Below are 22,413 nucleotides of genomic sequence, written 5' to 3' on the forward strand. Positions count from 1 at the left end.
GAGATTAGTACCGTCCGTTTCTGTTACGGTCATCATCACGATCATTGCGGCGGTCATAACGGCCATCCGCTGCAGGTTTACGACGATTTGTAATGGCTCTGAAGAGTGCCATAGCCAGCATAACAATCAACATGATTGCTGCAACGTTCACGAGCAATCCAAGGATGTTACCCAGAGCGCCCATGCCACCGAACAATCCGCCGAACATCATACCCGCAAGACCACCTAGCATCATGCCTTTCATGAATCCGCCGCCACCGCCGAAGAATCCACCACCACGAGTTGCAGCTGCACCAGTACCGGAGTTATTACCGGAATTGGATTGATTCACGTTGCTGTTGGAGTCGGATTTCTTAGGTGTGTTGGTATAACTTTTTGTACCGGATTTGAATCCGCCACCACGTCTTGCATCCGCAGAATCCGGATTCGTTACTCCCACTGTTGCGAATAATAATGTAAAGGCCATAAATACCATCATTAGATGTTTAACTCCGAATTTTTTCTTCATTGTAAAGATCGTAACCCCCCGATTAATTTGTTTGATTCGCCCATAATTGGACCTTACTCAAGTAATACGGTTAACCTACAGGAACGTTTCAAATTTTTATTAAATTTCAGAAACGCTTGGACTGGGGTCTTGAATTGCAGCTTGACCATCAAGCAATTGGGTAACCCAATGACACCATTCCAGACCTGTTTGCGCATGCATTAACCCTTTTTGTACCAGGATGTAGCTTCCAAAATCTCGATTGCCTACACGAAGATTATCCAGAGGTATACGTGACTTCAGATCCTCGAAGTACCGTATACGTTCCATAAACCAGCTTTTACGCTCATTCAGAATGCGTCTCATGCTTCCGTCTTCCGCTATGCCAACACACAAAATACGCAAATTAAATTCATCGCGTGTAACCGGTGCGGTAACCGGAGTGATCATCCATTCCAATAGCTTTTCAATGCCTTTTTCCGTAACCGCGTACATTTTCTTATCCGGTTTGTCAGACTGTTGTACCCAGCGGGAGGCCAATAACTCATCGTTTTCCATCTTGGACAGGAGTGGGTAGATCTGGCTGTGTTTTGCCTGCCAATGCGGCTGGATTTTCAGCATTAGATCATAGCCCGATGACTCCTCGCGGGTAAGCAGCCCGAGTAATCCGTAGGAAAGTATGTTCATGCACATGTCTCCTTAATATTAGGGCTGGGTCAGAGAAAACAATTGATTTTGCTTTCTTTGACCGCTTTCATAAAAGTGTACACTGAAACTGTATGGTTTGACAACCTGATCGAGCAACCGCCTTAATTTAGACAAAAAAAGTGCGAACCATAAGGTCCGCACTCCAAACCATTTAGAGAGATGCCTGTTGTCCATACCCTTCAGCGACAACATCAAGCTCACCTGTGGCAGAATCGATAACCATGCCGTGAACGGGTACATTGGGAGGAAGTAATGGATGCTTCTTGATCACTTCCACAGTTCCTTTTACCCCTTCTTCAACACTGTCAAACCCACGCAGCCACTTTTGCAGACGAATGCCGGAATTTTCAAGCGTAGACATGACCTCTTCTGAAACTCCACGTTCTGTCATGTGACCAATCATCGTTTCAGCATGCAGGGAAGCCATACCACATTCTGTATGACCTACCACCAATACCTCATCAGCGCCCAATTCATAGATAGCAACCAATACAGAACGCATAACACTACCAAAAGGTTGAGAGATAATGGCACCTGCGTTTTTGATGATTTTTACATCGCCATTTTTCAGATTCATCGCTTTCGGCAGCAGCTCTACAAGACGGGTATCCATACAAGTGATGATGACCATCTTTTTGGTTGGAAACTTGCTAGCCGTATACTTCTCGTATTCTTTAGTCTCGACAAATGATTTGTTGTAAGCCAAAATCTCTTGAATGTTATTCATGTCCATTGCCTCCTGTTATCCAATACGACGAGCACGGCCACTTGCAATTGATGCAGCTTGTCCTACGCGCCTTTTTGCTTTAATAATGTATCACGGTCAGCAAATGGCATTACTCCAACCTTATAGAGGTTGTTCAAAAAGTCCACTTTTGATTACAAATCATGCCCGAAGGGCATCATCAGCATCGAAGTTGAAATTCATTTCTATCTTCTCGGTAATGAAAACCAGACTTTTGGAACACGTATCTTGAGGAGGATAATGCGATTTGCCTCTGTTAAAAGTTGATTATACGCAATAGGAAAAGTATCATCAATAGGTGAATAAACTTTTTTTGAAGAGGTGAACGATAACAATGGATAAACAAACACAGGAACATTTGGAATCCTTCCGTAATCTGGCTCGTAAAATCAAGAGCTATCATGAAGCCATTGGTTTGCTTCACTGGGATCTGCGCACAGGTGCGCCCAAAAAAGGCGTTCCGACTCGTTCAGAGACGCTGGGTATGTTGTCCACCGAAGCATTCAAGCTGCAAACCTCGGCTGACATGAAAACCTACCTGGATGCATTGACTACTCCAGCAGTATTGGAACAACTCGAAGATATAGATCGTCGTCTGGTTGAAGATTGCAAGAAAGAGTATGATCGCAGTCAATCCGTACCACCTGAGAAAGTGCAAGCCTATACCGTACTCACGGCCAAATCCGAAACTGCTTGGGAAGATGCCAAGCATAACAGTGATTTTGCAGGGTTCTCCCCATATCTGACAGATATCGTTAAGCTCAAACAAGAGTTTATTGATTATTGGGGTGTAAAGGATACGCGTTACGATACGCTGCTTGATATGTACGAACCGGATCTGACCGTTGAAAAAGTGGATGCTGTATTTGCTCGGCTCAAAGCACGTTTGGTGCCTTTGCAAGAGAAAATTAATGCTTCGGACAACCAGCCCAATACAGAGTTCCTGAATCAGTTGTTTGACACCAAACAGCAGGAGAAGTTCAGTCTGTTCATCTTGGAACAAATGGGCTATGACTTTGAAGCTGGACGCTTGGACGAGAGTGTGCATCCTTTTGCAACGGGGCTTAACCCGGGTGATGTGCGGATCACAACACATTATCTGCAGGATGATGTAGCAAGCGCAGTCTTCAGTTCACTGCATGAGGGCGGACATGCCCTGTACGAGCAAAATATTGATGACAGTCTGGCGGGTACCCTTCTGGCTGAAGGAACGTCCATGGGAATTCATGAGTCTCAGTCCCGTCTTTGGGAGAACATGATTGGTCGCAGTCTGCCATTCTGGGAACGCTATTACAAAGATTTGCAGCAGCATTTCCCGCAACTGAGCGAAGTTGAACTGGAAGATTTCTATCGTGCAATCAACCGGGTGGAGAGTTCACTCATTCGGATTGAAGCGGATGAACTGACCTATAATCTGCACATTATTATCCGATATGAGATTGAAAAAATGTTATTCAACGATGGCTTGGAAGTGAAGGATCTGCCAGAGACCTGGAATGCGAAATACAAGGAATACCTTGGTATTATGCCAACGAATGATGGAGAGGGCGTTCTGCAGGATGTTCACTGGTCTGGTGGCGACTTTGGATACTTTGCTTCGTATTCTCTGGGCAATATGTATGCAGCACAAATTCTACATACATTGCGTAAGGAAATGCCGGAGTTTGATACCCTCATTGCCGAAGGTAATCTGATTCCGATTAAGGAATGGCTTACAGACAAGATCTACCGGCATGGGAAAAGTCGGACACCTTCCGAATTGATTGTTGCCGTAACGGGTGAAGAATTGAACCCGGATTATCTTGCTGATTACCTGGAAGCTAAATACGCCGAGATCTACAAGCTGTAGGTACCACATATATAACGTATTGAATAGCATTATGAATAGCGGAAGAGTCGGGCATCATTGCCCGGCTCTTTTTTTGCATTCAAGTTCTTAACCTTTTGTTGGGCAGCAGCATATCCATAATAGAGAGAAACTGCTGAAACCAGTGAAGGAGGGAAACAACATGAAATACACGCCATGGTTCGTCCGGGGCATCGTTATTCTGCTGATTATCATTGTGGCGCTTACCAGCTGTAATAAGGAAGAGAATGAAGCCAAAATTACGATTGGCGAAGTGACTCGCTCGGTATTTTACGCACCGGAGTATGTGGCTGTGGCTCAAGGCTTTTTTGAGGAGCAGGGACTTGAGGTGGATATTCAGACGACTGCTGGCGGTGACAAAACGATGGCGGCATTACTCGCAGGTTCGGTGGATATCGCCTTGGTAGGAGCGGAAACGTCCATATACGTCTATCAGCAGGGAGCGGAAGATCCGGTCATTAACTTTGCTCAACTCACCCAGACGGATGGTACTTTTCTGTTCGCACGTAACCCCGAAGGCAGCTTCGATTGGGAGCAACTGAGGAATTCCACATTTTTAGGACAGCGCAAAGGCGGCATGCCGCAAATGGCAGGGGAGTTCGCATTGAACAAACATGGCATTAATCCGCAGAGTGATCTGGAGCTGATTCAGAATGTGGACTTTGCCAACATTGCATCTGCTTTCGCCTCAGGCACGGGAGATTATGTTCAACTGTTTGAACCCCAGGCATCGATCTTTGAACAAGAAGGTCGAGGTAAGGTTGTAGCATCGTTTGGAGCAGAAAGTGGTGATCTGCCCTACACAGTTTTCATGACGAAACAGAGCTATATTAACGACAACAAGGATATCGTGCAAAAGTTTACGTACGGTCTGCACAAAGCGCAAGCGTGGGTAGATTCACATACGGCTGAAGAGGTTGCAGAAGTCATTACTCCTTTCTTCAAAGACATTGATCCAGCCATTCTGGTCAGCAGTGTAAATCGTTATAAAGAACAGGGCAGCTACGCTACGGACCCGATCATTGATGAAGAAGAGTGGAACAATCTGCTTGATGTTATGAGTGCTGCCGGAGAGTTGAAAGAACGCGTGGATATGAATGCAATTGTGGATAATGTCTATGCGAAAGAAGCTGCAAATTCAAAATAATGGGTATTCAGGAAAGGAAGTGAGCAGAATGCCTGAATCCGAAAGTGTGATCCGACTGGAGGGGATCTCTCAAGTATACGTCAGCGAGCGGGAAGCTTCATTGGTGATTGAAGACTTGAGTCTGGAGATCCAAAAAGGAGAGTTCATCAGCCTCGTTGGACCGAGCGGATGCGGGAAAACGACATTGTTGTCGATCATCGCCGGGCTGCTCACACCCACCCGAGGAGAGGTTAAGGTTAAGGGGAAACTCGTTGGCGGTCCCTCCGCACAGATTGGTTATATGCTTCAACAGGACTATCTGTTTCCATGGCGGACCATTCTCGATAATGCATTGATTGGTCTTGAACTGACAGGCAGATTGGATGTACGGAGTCGTGAGCGTGTACGGGAACTGCTGATCAGTATGGGCTTGGCCGGAACAGAGAATCAGTACCCTTCAGAGCTTTCAGGGGGCATGAGACAGCGGGTGGCTCTGGTGCGCACGCTGGCAACCGACCCGGGAATTTTATTGTTGGATGAACCATTCTCGGCACTCGATTATCAAACCAAGTTGCAATTGGAAGATCTGGTCTCGGACACGTTAAAACAGTTTGGCAAAACCTCTGTACTCGTCACCCATGATTTGTCTGAAGCCATTGCAGTCAGTGATCGCGTCATTGTACTTGATCGCAATCCTGGGCGCATTCGTCGTGAATTTATCATTCCCGATGAAATTCGGAAGGCTCAGCCATTCCATGCCAGGGAGCAAGAAGGGTTCAATGCATTGTTTCAGGCATTATGGAGTGAACTGGATCAGCCCGGGGGAGGTGAGAAAGACGCGTGAATCAAACGAATCCGAAGCAGGAAAAGCGTGACGAATGGATGGGACAGCTGCATCGGAATCATATTCAGCAGGTGGCCAGATGGCGACATCAAGTTCTTGCCGTACAGTTATCTATGCTCGTATGTATGTTCTTGTTATGGGAAGTGGCGGGCAGGCTCCGTTGGATCGATGTACTGTTATTCAGTTATCCAAGCAAGATATTTGCACAGATTGGCAAGGATATCGCTAGTGGCGAATTATGGGCGCATGTTGGGGTAACCGTAGGGGAAACGGCCGTTGGTTTTTTACTGGGGACACTCGTTGGAACTTTGCTTGCGGTTTTAATTTGGTGGTCTCCTTTTTTGTCCAAAGTGCTGGACCCCTATATGGTTGTGTTCAATAGTATGCCAAAGGTAGCACTCGGCCCAATCTTTATCGTTATGTTCGGCGCAGGTTTTACAGCCATTGTCATGACCACGTTGTCCATCACCGTCATTATTACAACACTGGTGGTGTATAACAGCTTTAATGAAGTGGATCCCAATTATATTAAAGTGATTCGTACGTTTGGTGGAGACCGTTCCGAGATTTTTACGAAAGTTGTATTGCCAGCTTCTTTTCCGGCGATTGTATCCACCTTGAAAGTGAATGTAGGCATGGCCTGGGTGGGTGTAATTGTAGGGGAGTTTTTGGTCGCCAAACAAGGGCTTGGTTATCTCATTATCTATGGATTCCAAGTATTCAACTTCACGCTTGTGTTATCAAGTCTGTTAATTATTGCAGCAGTTGCAACGGCCATGTATCAACTTGTTGTCTATGCAGAGCGCAAATTGCTGGCTGGGCGCAGATAATGTGGCTATGTTTTGTTCGTTTGATGAACGTTTATATATGTATACAATTTCACAAGGGGTGTCACGTTGCCCGATACCGTAAAATCAAGTACCATATTTAGTATGAATATTCCGCGCTGATCCGGAATGAATGCGATGATTGGAGAAGAGGGCCTTGAGGTTCTGTCGCAACGATTTAACTTGCCAGCGTCCCTCATTCGGGGCGTATTGCTGTGACCGGCATGCATGCGCATGTCGGTTGATGTCGTCTAGTTTACACTTGGACGAGACATACTAGTCATGATAAATGAATGAGGCGACGAGCTGGCTAACAATTTTTTTACAGCTTAGAGGAGATGGAATGTTAAATGGGTTTTAGGGTAATTAAAACCGCAATCGCCGCATTAATGGCTGTGTTGATTGCGGACTGGTGCGGCTTGCCAGGACCAACCTCAGCAGGATTGCTTGCCATTCTTGGGGTGGATGTAACGAGAAAACGAAGTATTCGCACCATATCGGCGAGGTTCTTTGCTTCAGTCGTTGGACTTCTATTTGCAAGTGTACTTTTTCACTTTCTAGGATTCCATTACTGGGTACTGGCCGTATACATATTGATCGCATTCCCGGTTATTGTCCGGGTGGGCTTCAAGGAAGGTATTGTAACAGGTTCAGTCGTTGTGTTTCGCGTGTTCAGCGGCGGAGAGATGGACGTGAATGTTGTCCTCGTACAAATTGCTTTGTTACTGATTGGTCTTGGTTCCGCAATGGCGGTTAACCTGGCCTATATGCCAGCAGCAGATCCACAGATGCTGCGCATTCGTAAACGGATCGATGAACTCTTTTCGAAGATTTTCAAAGAATTCGCGGCGACGCTGCGTAATCCCAATGAAGCATGGGCGGGTAGAGAACTGATTGAAGCAGATAAAGCGATTCTGGGTGGTATTGATGCAGCCAAGCGTTCTCTGGAGAATCAGGTGATTCATCCGAATGAGGAATGGAGCGTCTACTTCTATATGCGCAAAACGCAGCTCGACTCCATCCAGCACATGATGCATCTGGTGTCCCAGATCTATCAGAAGATGCCACACGCGGAAATGGTCTCGGAACTGTTCGATCAGCTCAGTCAGGATGTACTTACTGAATCCTACACCGGACGAACTGAAAAACTTCTTGCGAATGTGCAAGAAGAATTCAAACGTATGGAGCTGCCGGATACAAGGGAAGAATTCGAGATTCGTTCCGCAATTCTCCAGTTGTGCCGTGAACTCGCGCTGTATCTGAAAGTCGCGAAGAAGGACAAAGCACCGTCCCCAATATCGGACCGGTCCCAATCTACAAACGAATAATAGAAAATAGTTGTCACCCTAGACGAATGCCCTGCATACACTTGTAGTGAATGATTGTATGGAGGAGGTTTAAAGATGTCATTGAGTCATAAACATCAATGTAGAGAGATTATCACGAAGGCGATCTGCGGCAAAGGTCGTAAGTTCTCTACCGTAACACATACCGTGACTCCGCCAAATGGTCCGACAAGTATTTTGGGGGCTTGGATTATCAACCACCAATATGAAGCCGTATCAGCGGGTGACGGAATTGAAGTTATTGGTACTTACGATATCAACATTTGGTATTCCTATGACAAGAATTCGCAGACGGATGTAGCCAAAGAAACGGTGTCGTATGTAGAACATGTGCCTTTGTCCTATCTGGACCCGAAACACCGGACTTCCACAGTGGAGGTATCTGCGGATGCAACGCAGGAACCTAGCTGTGTGGAAGCCACAGTATCGGCGGGTGGAAGCAGTGTAATTATCCGGGTAGAACGGGAATTCGCTGTAGAACTCGTTGCCGAAACCAAAGTTTGTGTGAAGGTCTGCACAGATGGTTGCGGTGATTACGAAGACAAGGATTATGAATTTGGCAGTGGTGATGGAGATTATGACGATCTCGATCCCGACCTGCTCGACGATGAGCTGTGAGATTGACTCAAGTATTTGATAACCTAAGGTATCATATGCGCCAGAAGGCGCGGTGAAGAGGGCGTAAGCCCTCTTTCTTCTTAAATATTGAAAAATGGGTGGTAACGAGCCTCGCAATGCGCATGGAATACCTTTCACGGGAAGGCTCCGCATTGCGGGGTTATTTTTATTTTGTTGCATGATCGGGTAGGGGGAGACGTTATGAATGTGATGGAACAAGCGGAGGAGGCATTACGCCGATATGAAAGGATGACCTCCGGAGAACGTACAGAACGGTTGAAACAGGCAGGCATTGAAGTATTGTCACTGCGCGATCGGCGCAAACGAGAACCAGGCTTGCGTGTACGCTATGATGTAGAGATAAGTTGTCTGCAGGCGATCCGGATCAAACGCAAGGATACGAGTGGCATGGGAGGGGCGCAGGAAACGCTGTTGGAGCGTGAAACGAGTTCAACCTTGTTTAAGCGCATAGAACGACTTGCGATCAAAACGCTGTACACACTGGGACTGGATCATGGAGCCGTTCGAATGGAATCCTCAGGGAATGGTGGTTGTGCAGTCATTTCGATCGATCCGAGTCCGTGGAAAGGGGTGACGAACCTCGCGGCTACCTACAGAGAAAGCTGGAAGCAGCATCAGGAACTGCTGGATGAGGAGCAGCGTCGCAGACCTATTCCCATACTTGGCATGGACCCTGAGTTTCTTCTGGTACAGATGCCAGAATCCAAAATCGTCCCCGCCTCCAGATTTCTGGAACGTACCGGAATGGCAGGCTGTGATTCCGTGACAATGGGTGGGCGGCGCATCTACCCGGTTGCCGAATTACGGCCCGCTCCCAGCTCCGAACCAAGAGAGCTACTGGCTCATCTGATGAGGGCATTTGCAGCAGCTTCCCGCAGCATTAGCGATCACTCGCTCATCTGGCAGGCAGGGGGGATGCCACAGCGGGGGTTACCTCTTGGTGGTCATATTCATTTTAGCGGCGTGAACCTTACCGGGGAACTGCTCCGCACACTGGACAATTATCTGGCATTGCCACTGGCGTTTCTTCAGGACCCGCGTGGATCGGGAAGACGTCCACGTTATGGAGCGCTTGGTGATTTTCGCCTGAAATCCTACGGTGGGTTTGAGTATCGAACGTTACCCAGCTTTCTTGTGTCACCCCTTGTTGCAAAGGGCGTTGTGGCATTGGCAGGTTTAATCGCTAGCGGGTATACTCAATTACTGCGGCGTCCGTTGGAGAAAGCGGAGGTTCACACCGCTTTTTATGAAGGAAAGCGTGAAGTGATCAAGGAACACATTCCAGCTCTGGCAGATGATCTGAAGAGATTGGAGGGATATGCACGTTATGAACGGTATGCGTCTCCATTACTCCTTCAATTAAAATTGGGAAGAACCTGGGATGAGAGCCGGGATATCCGTAAACTCTGGAATATTCGGGCAGGTTCATGAAGAACGGACGTTTTTTTGATATAATAAGAAACAAGTCTTTTATAAGTAGTAATTACGGAAGATATGGAGCAGCAACCTTTGAAGGAAGTGGCGAATAGCCAAAACATAAGGCGGAGGCGCAAACACGGTGCCTGACCGTCTTATTGTCCTTCCAAGACGCGTTTCTTCCTGACATTATAGGAACGGGATGGAGGATATTCATCATGGCTCAGTATACGCCAATGATTCAACAATATTTGCAAGTGAAGGCCGAAGCACAAGATGCTTTTCTATTTTTTAGACTGGGTGACTTCTATGAAATGTTCTTCGAGGATGCGATTAATGCTGCTCGTGAACTTGAGATCACGCTGACTGCACGTAACGGAGGCACGGATGACAAAATTCCGATGTGCGGTGTACCTTATCATTCGGCTGACAATTACATACAGCGTCTGATTGAAAAAGGCTATAAAGTTGCGATATGTGAACAGATGGAAGATGCGAGTGTAACCAAAGGCATGGTACGACGTGAAATTGTTCGTGTGGTTACACCCGGAACGGTAATGGAAGGCAAAACACTAGGGGACAAATCCAACAACTACATGGTGTGTCTTACTGGTAATCAAAATACGCTCGCGCTCGCAGCCTGTGATCTGTCAACGGGTGAGTTGTATGTGACATCCGTACCCTATTCCAAAGAATGGCTTAAAGATGAAATCGGCATCTACGAACCATCGGAGCTGGTGGGGGATGCAGCGCTGCTTGAAACGGTAGAAGCCGAGGCATCTCCAATCGGTCGCCCTGTGGTCTACACGTCATGGACAAAGAATAAGGAAGATTTGGTCCGGCAGCAGTTTGGTGAGGCTGTGTGGGCAAGATTAGAACCTGAACGTCAAGCGTGCATTGCACGTCTTTTCTCCTATCTGAGTGAGACACAGAAACGCTCTCTGGGACAATTAACCCAAATCTCAACGTATGAGCCAGATCATTATATGATCTTGGACCCGTTTACCCGCCGGAACCTGGAATTGGTTGAAACCGTGCGTGAACGCTCCAAAAAAGGTTCATTACTCTGGTTGCTTGATCGGACCGAGACGTCCATGGGTGCAAGAATGCTGCGTCGCTGGGTCGATAAGCCATTATTGCAAAAAGGGAAGATTAATGAGCGTCTTGAAGCAGTGGATACGTTGTACAACCAGTTTATATTGCGTGAGGACCTGCGGGCAGAACTCAAAGATATCTATGATCTGGAGCGCTTGGTTGGCCGGATTGCGTTTGGTAATGCCAATGGTCGTGACCTGAATGCGCTCAAATCATCACTGGAGAAAATTCCAGGACTTCGTCAGCATTGCGCAGGATCATCTTCCGCAACACTTCAGCATATTGCCGAAACGATGGATGATTGCAATGATCTGCTTGAAGCGATCGGGCAAGCCATTGTGGACGAGCCGCCTGTATCCGTAAGGGATGGAGGCCTGATTCGTGAAGGGTACCATGAACGTCTGGATGAATTGCGTGAGGCTTCGGTTAACGGGAAACAGTGGATTGCGGAGCTTGAAGCGCGAGAACGCGAGGCGACAGGCATTCGATCGCTGAAGATTGGATATAACAAAGTGTTTGGTTATTATATCGAGATCACCAAGTCCAATCTGTCATCACTGCCGGAGGGACGTTATGAACGTAAACAGACACTTGCCAATGCAGAACGTTACATTACGCCGGAGTTGAAGGAAAAAGAGACGCTTATTCTCGAAGCTCAGGACAAAATGGTTGATATTGAGTATGGACTGTTCGCAGAACTGCGCGAGCGGCTGAACAAAGAGATTGCAAGATTGCAAAAGCTGGCTGAACAGGTAGCCGAAATTGATGTGTATCAATCTTTTGCGGTGATTAGTGCTGAGCGAAACTTTGTACGGCCTACATTGACCGACGGTTATGATCTGGTTGTGGAAGAAGGACGCCATCCGGTGGTCGAGGCGGTCATGCGAGATGGTGCATTTATTGCCAATCACACGGCAATGACCAAGGAAGAGGCCCGTATTCTGCTGATTACTGGACCGAATATGGCTGGTAAGAGCACATATATGCGACAAGTCGCTTTAATTTCCATTTTGGCGCAAGTGGGTTGTTTTGTGCCTGCGGGTCAAGCGGAGGTGCCGATCATGGATCGCATTTTCACACGAATTGGTGCAGCGGATGATCTCATTGGTGGACAAAGCACATTCATGGTGGAGATGGCTGACATTCAGGTCATGACGGATAAAGCAACACCACGCAGTCTGATTATAATCGATGAATTGGGACGGGGAACATCAACCAGTGAAGGCATGGCTATTGCTCAGTCTGTTATTGAATATGTACATGATATCATCGGCTGTAAAGCCCTCGTATCCACACATTTCCATGAGCTTGCTCATCTGGAGGAGAGTCTGGACAAGCTGGCAAACTACTCGATGGCGGTACAGGAGAGCGGTGACAAGGTTAATTTCCTGCGCAAACTGATTGCCGGAGCAGCCAGCAGCAGTTATGGTATCTATTGTGCACGCCTTGCAGGTCTGCCTGATAGCATTATTGAGCGGGCGAATGGACTGTTGCATGGATTCGAACATGCGGCTGCGCAAGTAGCGGTGGGTAGTGAATACATCGGAAACGAGAAGCAGGAAGCAGGCTTGAGATTAAAAGATGGAGAGCTCCAACACACGGATTCAGCGTCTATACTCCGGGAGCATGATACTGCGGAAAGTGCAGATTACACATTTCCTATTGAAGATTCAACCGGAGCTGGGAAGCAGAATACCAAGAAATCTAACAGCAAAGCACAGTCCAGAGCAAGCCATTCGGATGTGGTTCAACTGTCCATCTTTGGGGATGATGAGCCGAACGTGGCAACGAAAACGGATGTAGTTGTGGTGGAAGATAAGCCAGCACGAGAATTCATACGGACGATGAAAGATATCGATGTCATGAACATGACGCCTCTTCAGGCGATGCAGATATTAAATGATCTCAAATTGAAGGCACAGCAATTATCCTGAATATAAGGGAGGGGAAAACCTGTGGCGAAAATACATGTGCTAGATGAACATATTGCCAACCAGATTGCGGCTGGTGAGGTGGTCGAACGACCTGCTTCAGTCGTCAAGGAGTTGCTTGAAAACTCGGTGGATGCAGGCGCCACCAAGATTGAGGTGACTGTGGAAGAGGGCGGACTCCTCAGTATTCGTGTCAAAGACAATGGGTCAGGTATCGAGCCAGAGGATATGGAAACTGCCTTTTATCGTCATGCAACCAGCAAAATAGCCCATGGACGAGATCTGTTCCAGATCACAAGTCTTGGATTTCGCGGGGAAGCCCTGGCGAGTATTGCCGCAGTCTCCAAGGTAGAGGTGTTATCGGCAAGTAACAATGACGGGCGGGGGCGCCGCATTGTAATTGAAGGCGGGAACCTTGTCTCTCATGAAGATGCGACCTCGCCCCAAGGTACAGATTTTGCAGTGAAAGAACTTTTTTACAATACACCAGCCAGACTCAAATATATGAAAACGATCCAGACGGAACTCGGACATATATCTGATGTTCTATACCGAATGGCGATGTCACATCCAAACATTTCGTTCAGATTGCGCCATAATGAGAATGTTTTGCTACAGACGTTGGGCAACGGCGATCTGCTGCAAGTGGTAGCAGCGATCTATGGGACAAGTGCTGCCAAAGCGATGCTTCCTATTCAGGGAGAAAGTCTGGATTACCGGGTGAGCGGGCTGATCAGCCTGCCAGAATGGACACGAGCGAATCGTGGTGGTATGTCGACGATCGTTAATGGACGATTTGTTCGCAATTACGGTCTCAATCAGGCGATTCTCAAAGCCTACCATACCTTGCTGCCCATCAATCGCTTCCCGCTTGTCGTGGTGCAGTTGGAGATGCATCCCTCTCTTGTGGATGTGAACGTGCATCCGGCCAAGTTGGAGGTACGTTTTAGCAAGGAACCAGAACTCTATGAATTTGTGGAGACGACGTTGAGGGGAATCCTCCGGCAGGAAGTATTGATTCCGCAGGTCAAAAAGCAGCAGATTCGACGCGGAGATGATAGTTCCTTTATTCAGGAACAATTCCTCTTTCCGCGTGGTCCGCAGAAAGACCAGTCTGATGCAGAAGGGTATGGGCAACAAGGTCCACTTGGGAAACCTTCTAATGCATTGTTAAAGTTGACTACGGAAGATGATGATCTGGATTTGGATGCTCCGGCGGATCTGTCCGCTGTACAGCCGTTATCTGAACAGGGACAAACCGTGCCGCTGCCCGAAGCTCCACCTGAGGTTACACACCCCCCTGAGCAGTTAGAAAGTTGGAACGGGCATATTTTGCAGAAGGGGTCGAGTCATGATGGAGGGCAGACAAATGCTAACGTGCAGGAAGCTACTAAAGAGGTAAGTGCAAGTTCTTCCGAAGCTTCTCCAAAGTCTGACCTGTCTTCTCAAGATCGTGTAGCAGCAGAGAAACCGCTGACTGATGGCAAACCGACTACCTACCAGTCCGATTCCGTAACTTTGCCGGTTAGGGAAGCACGCTCACCCTTCAATCCGTCTTCGAGTGTGAGAACTGAACGGACGTGGAAAACTTCAGGTTTGCCTGATGCCACGAAACTTGCTGCGGCCATTAAATCGGATGCATCCATGCCGGCATTTCCGGAGCTGAGCCTCATTGGACAGCATCATGGTACGTATTTAATCGCGCAAAATGACCAAGGTTTATATTTGATTGACCAGCACGCCGCTCATGAACGTGTGAATTATGAATATTATTACGAGAAATTCGGCAACCCTGCTCAAGCCTCACAAGAGTTACTGCTGCCGATTACTTTGGAATTCACACCTTCGGAGACGGAAAAACTGAAAACAAGGCTGGCCTGGTTCGAGCAGGCCGGTGTATATTTGGAGCATTTTGGTGGACAGACGTTCCGTGTTCGTTCCCATCCGTTCTGGTTCCCCAAAGGGGATGAGAAAGACATTATCGAAGAGATGTCCGAATGGGTTCTAAGCGAACGCAGCATAGATGTGGCCAAGATGCGAGAAGCTGCATCCATCATGTGTTCCTGCAAAGCGTCCATCAAAGCCAATCAGAAGCTGACGGATCAGGAAGCAGAAGTACTGATTCAGCGTCTGGGTTCATGTCGTCAGCCCTACACCTGTCCACATGGGCGGCCGATTGTGGTTTCATTTTCAACGTATGATCTGGAAAAATTATTTAAACGAGTGATGTAGCTATTTAGGGGGACATTATGTATATTACAACCGGTGACAAGGAGATTACCTCTCAGGTGGAGCGTGCGCGTAAGCTTGCCGAAACGACAGGAGGTACCTACGTACCGCGCAATAGAACGTCTTTACCCAGACTGATTGAACATTATGGTATCAATGAAATATTAGTGGTACTCAATGGCAGAGCCCGTCTGTTTCGCAAAGATGCAACGGAGCTTGAGTTTCACCCCAGTATGGGATTTGTTCGCGCTAAACGTGTTCTAAGAGGCGAAGCTGATCCCATGCTGGAAGCTGGTGCGGTACTTGAAGGGGACACCATTGTTGATTGTACCGCTGGACTTGGTTCTGATGCGCTGGTATTTTCGGTTGCGGCTGGGTTGAGTGGACGGGTCATCGCCTGCGAAAGTTCTCAACCACTCTATACACTGTTGCTGGAGGGCATGTCGCATTATAAGAGCAATCAACCCTTGGTGGATGAGGCTTTTCGGCGGATAGATCTGCGGCATGTGGATCATCTTGATTTACTGCGTTCCATGCCAGATCGAAGCTGTGACACTGTATATTTTGACCCCATGTTCCGTGAACCGATGATGGATTCTAGTGCGATACAGCCCTTGCGAGATTATGCGAATGCTCATGCGCTGGATGAAGAGAGCATTATGGAAGCGAGACGGGTCGCCCGTAAAAGGGTAGTGATGAAAGAAAAGCGCGGCAGCGCGGAGTTTGACAGGCTCGGATTTGAAATACTTGATCGAGCGAATGCAAAAACCCTGTACGGAGTGATTAATGTTGAACGTGGAAGTTAAACCAAAACCCAAACTGCTTGTGCTGGTTGGACCAACAGCAGTAGGCAAAACAAGAATGAGCATCGAGCTTGCCCAAGCTTTCGATTGTGAGATTATCTCAGGGGATTCGATGCAGGTATATCGTGAAATGGATATCGGAACTGCTAAAATTACCTCTGAAGAAATGAAGGGTGTACCTCATCATCTCATTGATATTCATGAACCGGAGTACCCTTACTCCGTGGCCGAGTTCCAAGAGAGCTGCACCCGATTGATTTGTGAAATCCATGAACGTGGTAAAATGCCTTTTATTGTAGGTGGCACCGGTCTGTATGTGGAATCGGTATGTTACGGCTTCCAATTTTCCGATAGTGGTTCGGATGAAGCGTTCAGGGAGCAACAATTCAGCTATGCGGAGCAATATGGCGCACAGGCCCTTCATGATCGTCTAAGGAGAGTTGATCCGGTCAGTGCAGATCGTCTGCATCCGAATGACCAAAGGCGAATTGTGCGTGCGCTTGAGATTCATCACCTCACAGGCGAGAAGTGGTCTGATCAGCTGGCAGTACAGAAGAAAGAGTCGCCTTATGACCTTCTTATTGTTGGTTTGACAATGGATCGGCAGAAGTTATACGCCCGGGTAGAAGAGCGGATTGATCTGATGATCGAACAAGGTCTGGTAGATGAGGTGAAATCCTTGTTGGAACGGGGCGTGGCGAGAGGTCATATTTCCATGCAAGGGCTGGGATATAAGGAAATTGCAGCGTTCTTGCAAGGGGAAGTGAGTTGGGAAGCTGCGGTTGAGTGGTTAAAGAGGGATACGCGCCGGTTTGCCAAAAGACAGCTGTCCTGGTTCCGCCATATGAAGGATATTGAATGGGTAGACATGACGGATACCCAGGATTTTGAAGGGAAATACAAGCAAATAAGTGAATTGATTACACAAAAATTTGATTGATTTGAGCGATGATTAGTATTCTTCTGACAGGCATCGATTAGATCAAGATATGTAAACCTCTACCTTTTGGTCATCAGAAGGATAGAGGTTTTTATGTATCACTAGAATAGGTGTAAGAGATTAAAAATTCGCCAAACAATGAATAAATGAGCTTTAAAATGAAGAGTTTGTCCCTCTTTTGCAAAACTGGCAAGCGGTGTATAATGGATAAGTCTTCTATTTGTTTGCCTTGCCAAGAATGGGTGTAAAATAGCAGACAAGGGGTTTTTGTGGATTATATGAAACTGTTCATGATATAATAGCACGAAAGCTACTCAGCGATATTGAATATTACTTGAACACGAATTCAAATGAACCAATGGGGGTACGGCTAATGAACAAGTCCATCAACATCCAAGATACGTTCTTGAACCAACTGCGGAAAGAAAATATTCCTGCTACGGTCTATCTGACCAACGGCTTCCAAATCCGCGGGACGATCAAGGCATTTGACAATTTTACGATCGTCATCGACAGCGACGGACGCCAGCAAATGGTCTACAAGCATGCCATCTCCACGTTCACGCCGCAACGCAGCGTATCGCTGATGCAGCAAGATAATAGCGGCGAAGCTTAAAAAAATTACGAAACCTTTTCACCAACCATTTCGTCTACAAGTATAGGTATTGAAACAGAGCAACCTGAATAAAGGGTTGTTCTTTTCATTCCGGGCAAAATATGTTTAATATATGCTTGAGCCAACAGACGAATAGAAATTATGCAACTGAAAGGGAGTCAGGAGGTAACATGCCAAACGATCCGTTGTCGAGGTCTAATAATCGCAACAACAATAACAAGTCACCCAAAAAAGCGAAGCCAAAGACCTCTAAAAAGAAAAAAATTACGGGTAAACGCGTTGGATGGACACTGTTTTTCACAATGGCAATCGCCATATTCTGTGCACTAGGCGGATATTTATTTATTATGGTGAGTGGTGAAAATCTGCTCAAAGCCAACAAGGACAAAACTACAATTAATGAAACTTCAAAAGTATATGATCGCAATGGCCAATTAATGGGGGAGCTATCCATTCAGAAGCTGGAACCCGTCAAAGAAGATGATATTCCTGAGCTGGTGAAGCAAGCCTTTGTTGCAACAGAGGATAAGCGATTCTACGATCATCAGGGCGTGGACATCTGGTCCATTGGGCGTGCGGCGGTTAAGGATGTCATGGCTCGTTCCATGGTGGAAGGTGGTAGTACACTAACCCAGCAGCTTGCCAAGAACATGTTCTTGTCCCGTGACAAAACGTTCTTCCGTAAAGCAACGGAAGTATCCATTGCCATGGCATTGGAGCGCAAGTACACCAAAGACGAAATCCTGACGATGTATCTGAACCGGATTTTCTTCGGTCATCAGCGTTACGGGATTAAAGCGGCATCTGAATTTTATTTTGGAGTTACCGATCTCAAGAAGTTGAAGTTGTGGCAAATTGCTACATTGGCAGCCATGCCGAAAGGCCCTTCTGCCTATAACCCGGTAAGCAATCCAAACGACTCCAAAGCACGCCGTGGTGTGGTATTACAGCTGATGTATGAACAAGGCTACATTACCAAGGCGGAGATGGATGAAGCAAAAGAGATTAACTATAACTACAAGCGACCAGAGAAAGACATGAAGTATCAAGCCTTTATAGATTATGTGCTCCGTGAAGCTGAACGCGTAACAGGTAAAACGGAAGATGATCTGAATATTGGCGGATACAAAATCTATACAACCATGGATGCACAGGCTCAAACAGCCATGGAAACTGCCTTTACAGACGATAGTCTGTTCGAGGCAAGTAAAGACGATCAACAGGTTCAAGGTTCCATGGTCATCATGAACCACGAGAATGGCAGTCTCGTTGCCCTCCTGGGTGGACGTGATTATCAGACTAAAGGTTATAGCCGTGTAACGCAGAGTCGAAGACAGCCGGGTTCTGCTTTTAAACCAATTGTGTCTTATGCACCGGCGCTTGAAACAGGAAACTACAGTGCCAACTCGGCGCTGAGCAATGCGAAGCAATGTTTTGGTAACTACTGTCCCGGTAATTTGCATGGATATTCTTCGACGATCAGTATGACAGATGCCATTACGAAATCGGAAAATATTCCTGCGGTTTGGTTACTTGATAAAATCGGCGTTAACACAGGTATTAATTTTGCCAAGAGTGTAGGTATACAGCTGACAGATGAAGACAAAAACTTGGCAATTGCCCTCGGTGGTCTGAGTAAAGGGACAAATACACTGGAAATGGCGCAAGCCTATAGTGCATTTGCCAATCTCGGAGAATACCGTCAAGCCTATTCGATTAAGGAAATAAAGGATAGCGCAGGCAAAACCACGTATAAACACGATAACTCGGACACCACGCGTGTCATGAGCGAGCAAAATGCGTATCAGCTTACACAGATGCTGCAGAATGTTGTTAATGATGGTACGGGACGTTCGGCACGTCTGGATCGTCCGGTAGCGGGTAAAACAGGAACGGTTCAAAGTGGTATCTCTGGGAACAGTGCCAACCGTGATGTATGGTTCGTTGGATACACACCGGAATGGACTGCCGCAGTCTGGATGGGCTATGACAATCCGGATGCCAATCATATGCTTAAGAACAGCAGTAAGCTGTCAGCAGCTTTCTTTGCCAAAGTCATGGGGGATGCGTTAAAAGGCGTTCCAGTGAAGCAATTCAAAACACCGGCTGGAGGGCAGGCACCTCCGCCAGTAGAAGAACCAGAACAACCAGCCCTATCCGTTAGTGGTCTGAGTGGATCATACGATCCAAATGCTCAAACAGTCTCACTGAGTTGGACTGGAACAGGTGACACGAGCACTCCATATCGGGTGTATCGTAAAGAAACCTCCGAAGGCCAGTTTACGCATCTCATTGATTCAGTGGGATCGACCAGTGCACAAGATTTAAGTGCATTGCCTGGCCTGACCTATGAGTACTATGTGACAGCTTACGACTTGGCATCAGGACAGGAGACGGATCCTTCGAACACCATTTCCCTGATGATTGAAGCGCAGGAAATGCCACCAGAGGAACCTGATCCTGGTATAGACCCTGATACAGAAATAAATCCTGAGCAGCCAGGTACGGAGAATCAGGACAATGGTTCGCCGGATAATGGCAACTCGAACGGTAATAACGGAAATGGGAATGAAAATGGCAACAACGGAAATGGGAATGGTAATAACGGCAATAATGGAAACAATGGTAATAACAGCGGAGCCGGCCAAGGTAACGGTCAACCTGGTGGAGGAAACACGACCCCACCTGGTCAGGGGACAACAGAGCCAGGCGGTACAGGTGAAGGCTCTGATGATGGGGCCGTAACAACACCGGGCGAGGTTGTAACTCCAGACAGCGGAACGAGTGGTGACACTGGAGGAACAGACGAACCTGCAGATTCTCAAGCTGGAACTGGCGGCTAAACCAGTAAATAACTAAATAGCTGCATGAATTAAACTGCTTCCCGGAATTTCGGTGAAGCAGTTTTTTTGGTTATACGAACCTTCTTTAATAGAAGATCATTTAATGAATAGGTGGGACAAAGCTTGATTTTGAGTGTATACCTTAAATATGGTAAGCTGTAACTATTCGTAATACGTTGTGCAAGGTGGGCCAGAGCGCTGGAATTTATCATGCGGACGTTATTACATTGTTCACCAATAACATCAGAGCAGGTCACGGACCTGTAGTCGGCAAAGAGGGGTTCGTATGAAACGGAAATTCGGGGACCGCGCGAACTGGCGCCGGATTACGAACCGACAATTCACATGCCGGTTCGTTCAATCCAAAATTTTCACAGGTTATATTACGTTGTACACCATACAGGATTTGAAAGAACCTCTGTGGAAAACATATGGAGGCAGTACCTTCTGTATTGCAGATAAAGGGTATTCTTGGCTGCAATACTACCCGAAGGGAGAGCATTTCGTTGTTACAGCGATGTTTGATGATCAGGAGCGGATTGTGGAATGGTATATTGATACATGTCGCAGTCAGGGTATAACCGATCAGGGGGTACCTTGGTTTGATGACCTGTATCTGGATGTCGTTGTGCTGAAAGATGGAGAGGTCTTTTTGCTGGATGAAGATGAGCTTGAAGATGCATTGTCGCGGAAGCATATTACGACAGGTGATTATGACTTGGCTAACAAGACGGCAAAAGAATTGCTGCATGCCATTGATGCGCATGTATTCCCATACTTTCAGTTATCACTGAAGCATAGGCAGAGTTTGTTTGAGAACGGAGAGTTTCGAAAAAACATTCAGATCTAAGACATGTACCTAACCGTAGAATTCTTCATGATCCTTCTAATATTGGAGCGCCTGATAGAATACATTAATAATCAGGAGAGTTCAGCCCGATAAAATAGAGGTGATGGCGAATGAACGGACGGGTCATGGCTGCAGGAGAGCAACCAGGAGGCAGACCATCCAGACAAATTAATATTGTGTTGCGTAACCAGGAACCTCAGATGTTGGTCAAAGATGAGGCAGCGGCAGTACAGGCGGCCAAGAGCATAACCAAACATGCGCACTTCCAGGAGATACAGGGTGAATTGGAGCAATTGGTTGGACTTGAAAATATCAAAGACCTGGTATTTGAGATCTATGCTTTCTTACAGATTGCTCAGATGCGTACCGAAGCAGGCTTACTTAGTGGTGCGCACGTGTATCATATGATCTTCAAAGGTAATCCGGGGACTGGTAAAACAACCGTGGCGAGGATTGTTGCCAAACTTTTTCAGAAGATGGGTGTGTTGAGTAAAGGTCATCTTATTGAAGTTGAGCGTGCGGATCTGGTTGGAGAATATATTGGTCACACGGCGCAGAAAACAAGAGATCTGGTCAAGAAGGCACTCGGTGGGATATTGTTCATTGATGAAGCCTACAGTTTGGCCCGCGGCGGAGAGAAGGATTTTGGCAAGGAAGCCATTGATACGCTTGTTAAGTCCATGGAAGATAACAAAAATCAGTTTATACTGATTCTTGCAGGGTACTCGGAAGAGATTGATTTTTTTCTTCAAACGAATCCCGGATTGCCTTCCCGCTTCCCCATTCAAGTGGAATTTCCAGACTATAGCATTGATCAGTTGATTCAAATATCTGAGATTATGGCCAAAGAGCGTGATTATATTCTAATGCCTCAGACCATACTCAAACTTAAGCAGCATTTGCTTCAGGAAAAAAATGATTCGCTACATGCGTTCAGTAACGCCAGATACGTTCGTAATGCCATTGAGCGTTCGATCAGGCATCAGGCGGTTCGTTTGTTGGAACAATACTCGGAAGGCAGTCCAGGGAAACTGGAGCTGATGACAATCCGTACAGAGGATTTGAACTTTGAGCGAAAGTAAGCGATAATATAGTTTTTAC

At 46.9% G+C, this 22,413-nt stretch carries 18 protein-coding genes; 15 read left to right on the forward strand and 3 right to left on the reverse strand.

Annotated features, from left to right (window positions below; translation table 11 throughout):
- Positions 1 to 4 precede the first annotated feature (4 nt).
- From ACX9NY_RS05795 to ACX9NY_RS05805, 3 genes are all read right to left on the reverse strand, one after another.
- Positions 5 to 508: a hypothetical protein gene (locus ACX9NY_RS05795; RefSeq protein WP_339234702.1), complete on the reverse strand. Its 504-nt coding sequence runs from the start codon at positions 506 to 508 to the stop codon at positions 5 to 7.
- Positions 509 to 607: 99 nt separating this feature from the next.
- A complete protein-coding gene (locus ACX9NY_RS05800) occupies positions 608 to 1,174 on the reverse strand; it encodes a PadR family transcriptional regulator (RefSeq protein WP_253437997.1) in 567 nt (188 codons plus the stop codon).
- A gap of 172 nt (positions 1,175 to 1,346) precedes the next feature.
- Complete coding sequence (locus ACX9NY_RS05805; protein ID WP_339234698.1) at positions 1,347 to 1,922, reverse strand: beta-class carbonic anhydrase; 576 nt, start codon at positions 1,920 to 1,922, stop codon at positions 1,347 to 1,349.
- A 352-nt stretch (positions 1,923 to 2,274) separates the two neighbouring features.
- Here ACX9NY_RS05805 and ACX9NY_RS05810 point away from each other — a divergent pair, with 352 nt between their 5' ends.
- From ACX9NY_RS05810 to ACX9NY_RS05880, 15 genes are all read left to right on the forward strand, one after another.
- Positions 2,275 to 3,789, forward strand: coding sequence for a carboxypeptidase M32 (locus ACX9NY_RS05810; protein WP_339234696.1), 1,515 nt, complete (start codon positions 2,275 to 2,277; stop codon positions 3,787 to 3,789).
- A gap of 160 nt (positions 3,790 to 3,949) precedes the next feature.
- The gene (locus ACX9NY_RS05815; RefSeq protein WP_339255888.1) at positions 3,950 to 4,954 is read left to right on the forward strand and encodes an ABC transporter substrate-binding protein; all 1,005 of its coding nucleotides are present in this window, start codon (positions 3,950 to 3,952) and stop codon (positions 4,952 to 4,954) included.
- A gap of 28 nt (positions 4,955 to 4,982) precedes the next feature.
- Positions 4,983 to 5,777 carry an ABC transporter ATP-binding protein gene (locus tag ACX9NY_RS05820; RefSeq protein WP_472477533.1) on the forward strand — a complete coding sequence of 265 codons (795 nt, stop codon included), beginning with the start codon at positions 4,983 to 4,985 and terminating at the stop codon, positions 5,775 to 5,777.
- A 38-nt stretch (positions 5,778 to 5,815) separates the two neighbouring features.
- Complete coding sequence (locus ACX9NY_RS05825; RefSeq protein ID WP_278299201.1) at positions 5,816 to 6,607, forward strand: ABC transporter permease; 792 nt, start codon at positions 5,816 to 5,818, stop codon at positions 6,605 to 6,607.
- A gap of 347 nt (positions 6,608 to 6,954) precedes the next feature.
- Positions 6,955 to 7,932, forward strand: a complete 978-nt coding sequence (locus ACX9NY_RS05830; protein ID WP_124116373.1) for an aromatic acid exporter family protein — start codon at positions 6,955 to 6,957, stop codon at positions 7,930 to 7,932.
- 75 nt (positions 7,933 to 8,007) lie between these two features.
- On the forward strand, positions 8,008 to 8,568 hold the full coding sequence (locus tag ACX9NY_RS05835; RefSeq protein ID WP_339234691.1) for an outer spore coat protein CotE: 561 nt from the start codon (positions 8,008 to 8,010) through the stop codon (positions 8,566 to 8,568).
- A 201-nt stretch (positions 8,569 to 8,769) separates the two neighbouring features.
- Positions 8,770 to 10,020, forward strand: coding sequence for a putative amidoligase domain-containing protein (locus tag ACX9NY_RS05840; protein ID WP_472477536.1), 1,251 nt, complete (start codon positions 8,770 to 8,772; stop codon positions 10,018 to 10,020).
- Positions 10,021 to 10,223: 203 nt separating this feature from the next.
- Entirely contained in the window at positions 10,224 to 13,034 is a 2,811-nt protein-coding gene (gene mutS / locus ACX9NY_RS05845; protein WP_472477538.1) for a DNA mismatch repair protein MutS, read from the forward strand.
- A 21-nt stretch (positions 13,035 to 13,055) separates the two neighbouring features.
- Positions 13,056 to 15,263 carry a DNA mismatch repair endonuclease MutL gene (gene mutL, locus ACX9NY_RS05850; protein ID WP_472477540.1) on the forward strand — a complete coding sequence of 736 codons (2,208 nt, stop codon included), beginning with the start codon at positions 13,056 to 13,058 and terminating at the stop codon, positions 15,261 to 15,263.
- A 17-nt stretch (positions 15,264 to 15,280) separates the two neighbouring features.
- The gene (locus ACX9NY_RS05855) at positions 15,281 to 16,066 is read left to right on the forward strand and encodes a class I SAM-dependent methyltransferase (protein ID WP_472477542.1); all 786 of its coding nucleotides are present in this window, start codon (positions 15,281 to 15,283) and stop codon (positions 16,064 to 16,066) included.
- On the forward strand, positions 16,047 to 17,003 hold the full coding sequence (gene miaA / locus ACX9NY_RS05860) for a tRNA (adenosine(37)-N6)-dimethylallyltransferase MiaA (RefSeq protein ID WP_472477544.1): 957 nt from the start codon (positions 16,047 to 16,049) through the stop codon (positions 17,001 to 17,003). The genes ACX9NY_RS05855 and miaA overlap by 20 nt, the downstream gene beginning before the upstream one ends.
- Before the next feature lie 373 nt (positions 17,004 to 17,376).
- Positions 17,377 to 17,619, forward strand: coding sequence for an RNA chaperone Hfq (gene hfq, locus ACX9NY_RS05865; protein ID WP_017687918.1), 243 nt, complete (start codon positions 17,377 to 17,379; stop codon positions 17,617 to 17,619).
- 170 nt (positions 17,620 to 17,789) lie between these two features.
- Positions 17,790 to 20,462: a PBP1A family penicillin-binding protein gene (locus ACX9NY_RS05870; RefSeq protein WP_472477546.1), complete on the forward strand. Its 2,673-nt coding sequence runs from the start codon at positions 17,790 to 17,792 to the stop codon at positions 20,460 to 20,462.
- 286 nt (positions 20,463 to 20,748) lie between these two features.
- The gene (locus ACX9NY_RS05875) at positions 20,749 to 21,312 is read left to right on the forward strand and encodes a ribonuclease FAU-1 family protein (protein ID WP_062835000.1); all 564 of its coding nucleotides are present in this window, start codon (positions 20,749 to 20,751) and stop codon (positions 21,310 to 21,312) included.
- A 110-nt stretch (positions 21,313 to 21,422) separates the two neighbouring features.
- Entirely contained in the window at positions 21,423 to 22,394 is a 972-nt protein-coding gene (locus ACX9NY_RS05880; RefSeq protein ID WP_062834999.1) for an AAA family ATPase, read from the forward strand.
- Positions 22,395 to 22,413: the final 19 nt, after the last annotated feature.

The sequence above is a fragment of the Paenibacillus sp. CB74 genome (assembly GCF_055687625.1).

Excerpts from the sequence above, each read along its gene's own strand:
- ACX9NY_RS05800 (WP_253437997.1), bottom strand. The coding sequence starts at position 1,174 with ATGAACATACTTTCCTACGGATTACTCGGGCTGCTTACCCGCGAGGAG.
- mutS (WP_472477538.1), top strand. The coding sequence starts at position 10,224 with ATGGCTCAGTATACGCCAATGATTCAACAATATTTGCAAGTGAAGGCC.
- ACX9NY_RS05835 (WP_339234691.1), top strand. The coding sequence starts at position 8,008 with ATGTCATTGAGTCATAAACATCAATGTAGAGAGATTATCACGAAGGCG.
- ACX9NY_RS05855 (WP_472477542.1), top strand. The coding sequence starts at position 15,281 with ATGTATATTACAACCGGTGACAAGGAGATTACCTCTCAGGTGGAGCGT.
- ACX9NY_RS05820 (WP_472477533.1), top strand. The coding sequence starts at position 4,983 with ATGCCTGAATCCGAAAGTGTGATCCGACTGGAGGGGATCTCTCAAGTA.
- ACX9NY_RS05830 (WP_124116373.1), top strand. The coding sequence starts at position 6,955 with ATGGGTTTTAGGGTAATTAAAACCGCAATCGCCGCATTAATGGCTGTG.
- ACX9NY_RS05805 (WP_339234698.1), bottom strand. The coding sequence starts at position 1,922 with ATGAATAACATTCAAGAGATTTTGGCTTACAACAAATCATTTGTCGAG.
- hfq (WP_017687918.1), top strand. The coding sequence starts at position 17,377 with ATGAACAAGTCCATCAACATCCAAGATACGTTCTTGAACCAACTGCGG.
- ACX9NY_RS05875 (WP_062835000.1), top strand. The coding sequence starts at position 20,749 with ATGAAACGGAAATTCGGGGACCGCGCGAACTGGCGCCGGATTACGAAC.
- ACX9NY_RS05840 (WP_472477536.1), top strand. The coding sequence starts at position 8,770 with ATGAATGTGATGGAACAAGCGGAGGAGGCATTACGCCGATATGAAAGG.
- ACX9NY_RS05815 (WP_339255888.1), top strand. The coding sequence starts at position 3,950 with ATGAAATACACGCCATGGTTCGTCCGGGGCATCGTTATTCTGCTGATT.
- ACX9NY_RS05795 (WP_339234702.1), bottom strand. The coding sequence starts at position 508 with ATGAAGAAAAAATTCGGAGTTAAACATCTAATGATGGTATTTATGGCC.
- ACX9NY_RS05825 (WP_278299201.1), top strand. The coding sequence starts at position 5,816 with ATGGGACAGCTGCATCGGAATCATATTCAGCAGGTGGCCAGATGGCGA.
- miaA (WP_472477544.1), top strand. The coding sequence starts at position 16,047 with ATGTTGAACGTGGAAGTTAAACCAAAACCCAAACTGCTTGTGCTGGTT.
- ACX9NY_RS05880 (WP_062834999.1), top strand. The coding sequence starts at position 21,423 with ATGAACGGACGGGTCATGGCTGCAGGAGAGCAACCAGGAGGCAGACCA.
- ACX9NY_RS05810 (WP_339234696.1), top strand. The coding sequence starts at position 2,275 with ATGGATAAACAAACACAGGAACATTTGGAATCCTTCCGTAATCTGGCT.
- ACX9NY_RS05870 (WP_472477546.1), top strand. The coding sequence starts at position 17,790 with ATGCCAAACGATCCGTTGTCGAGGTCTAATAATCGCAACAACAATAAC.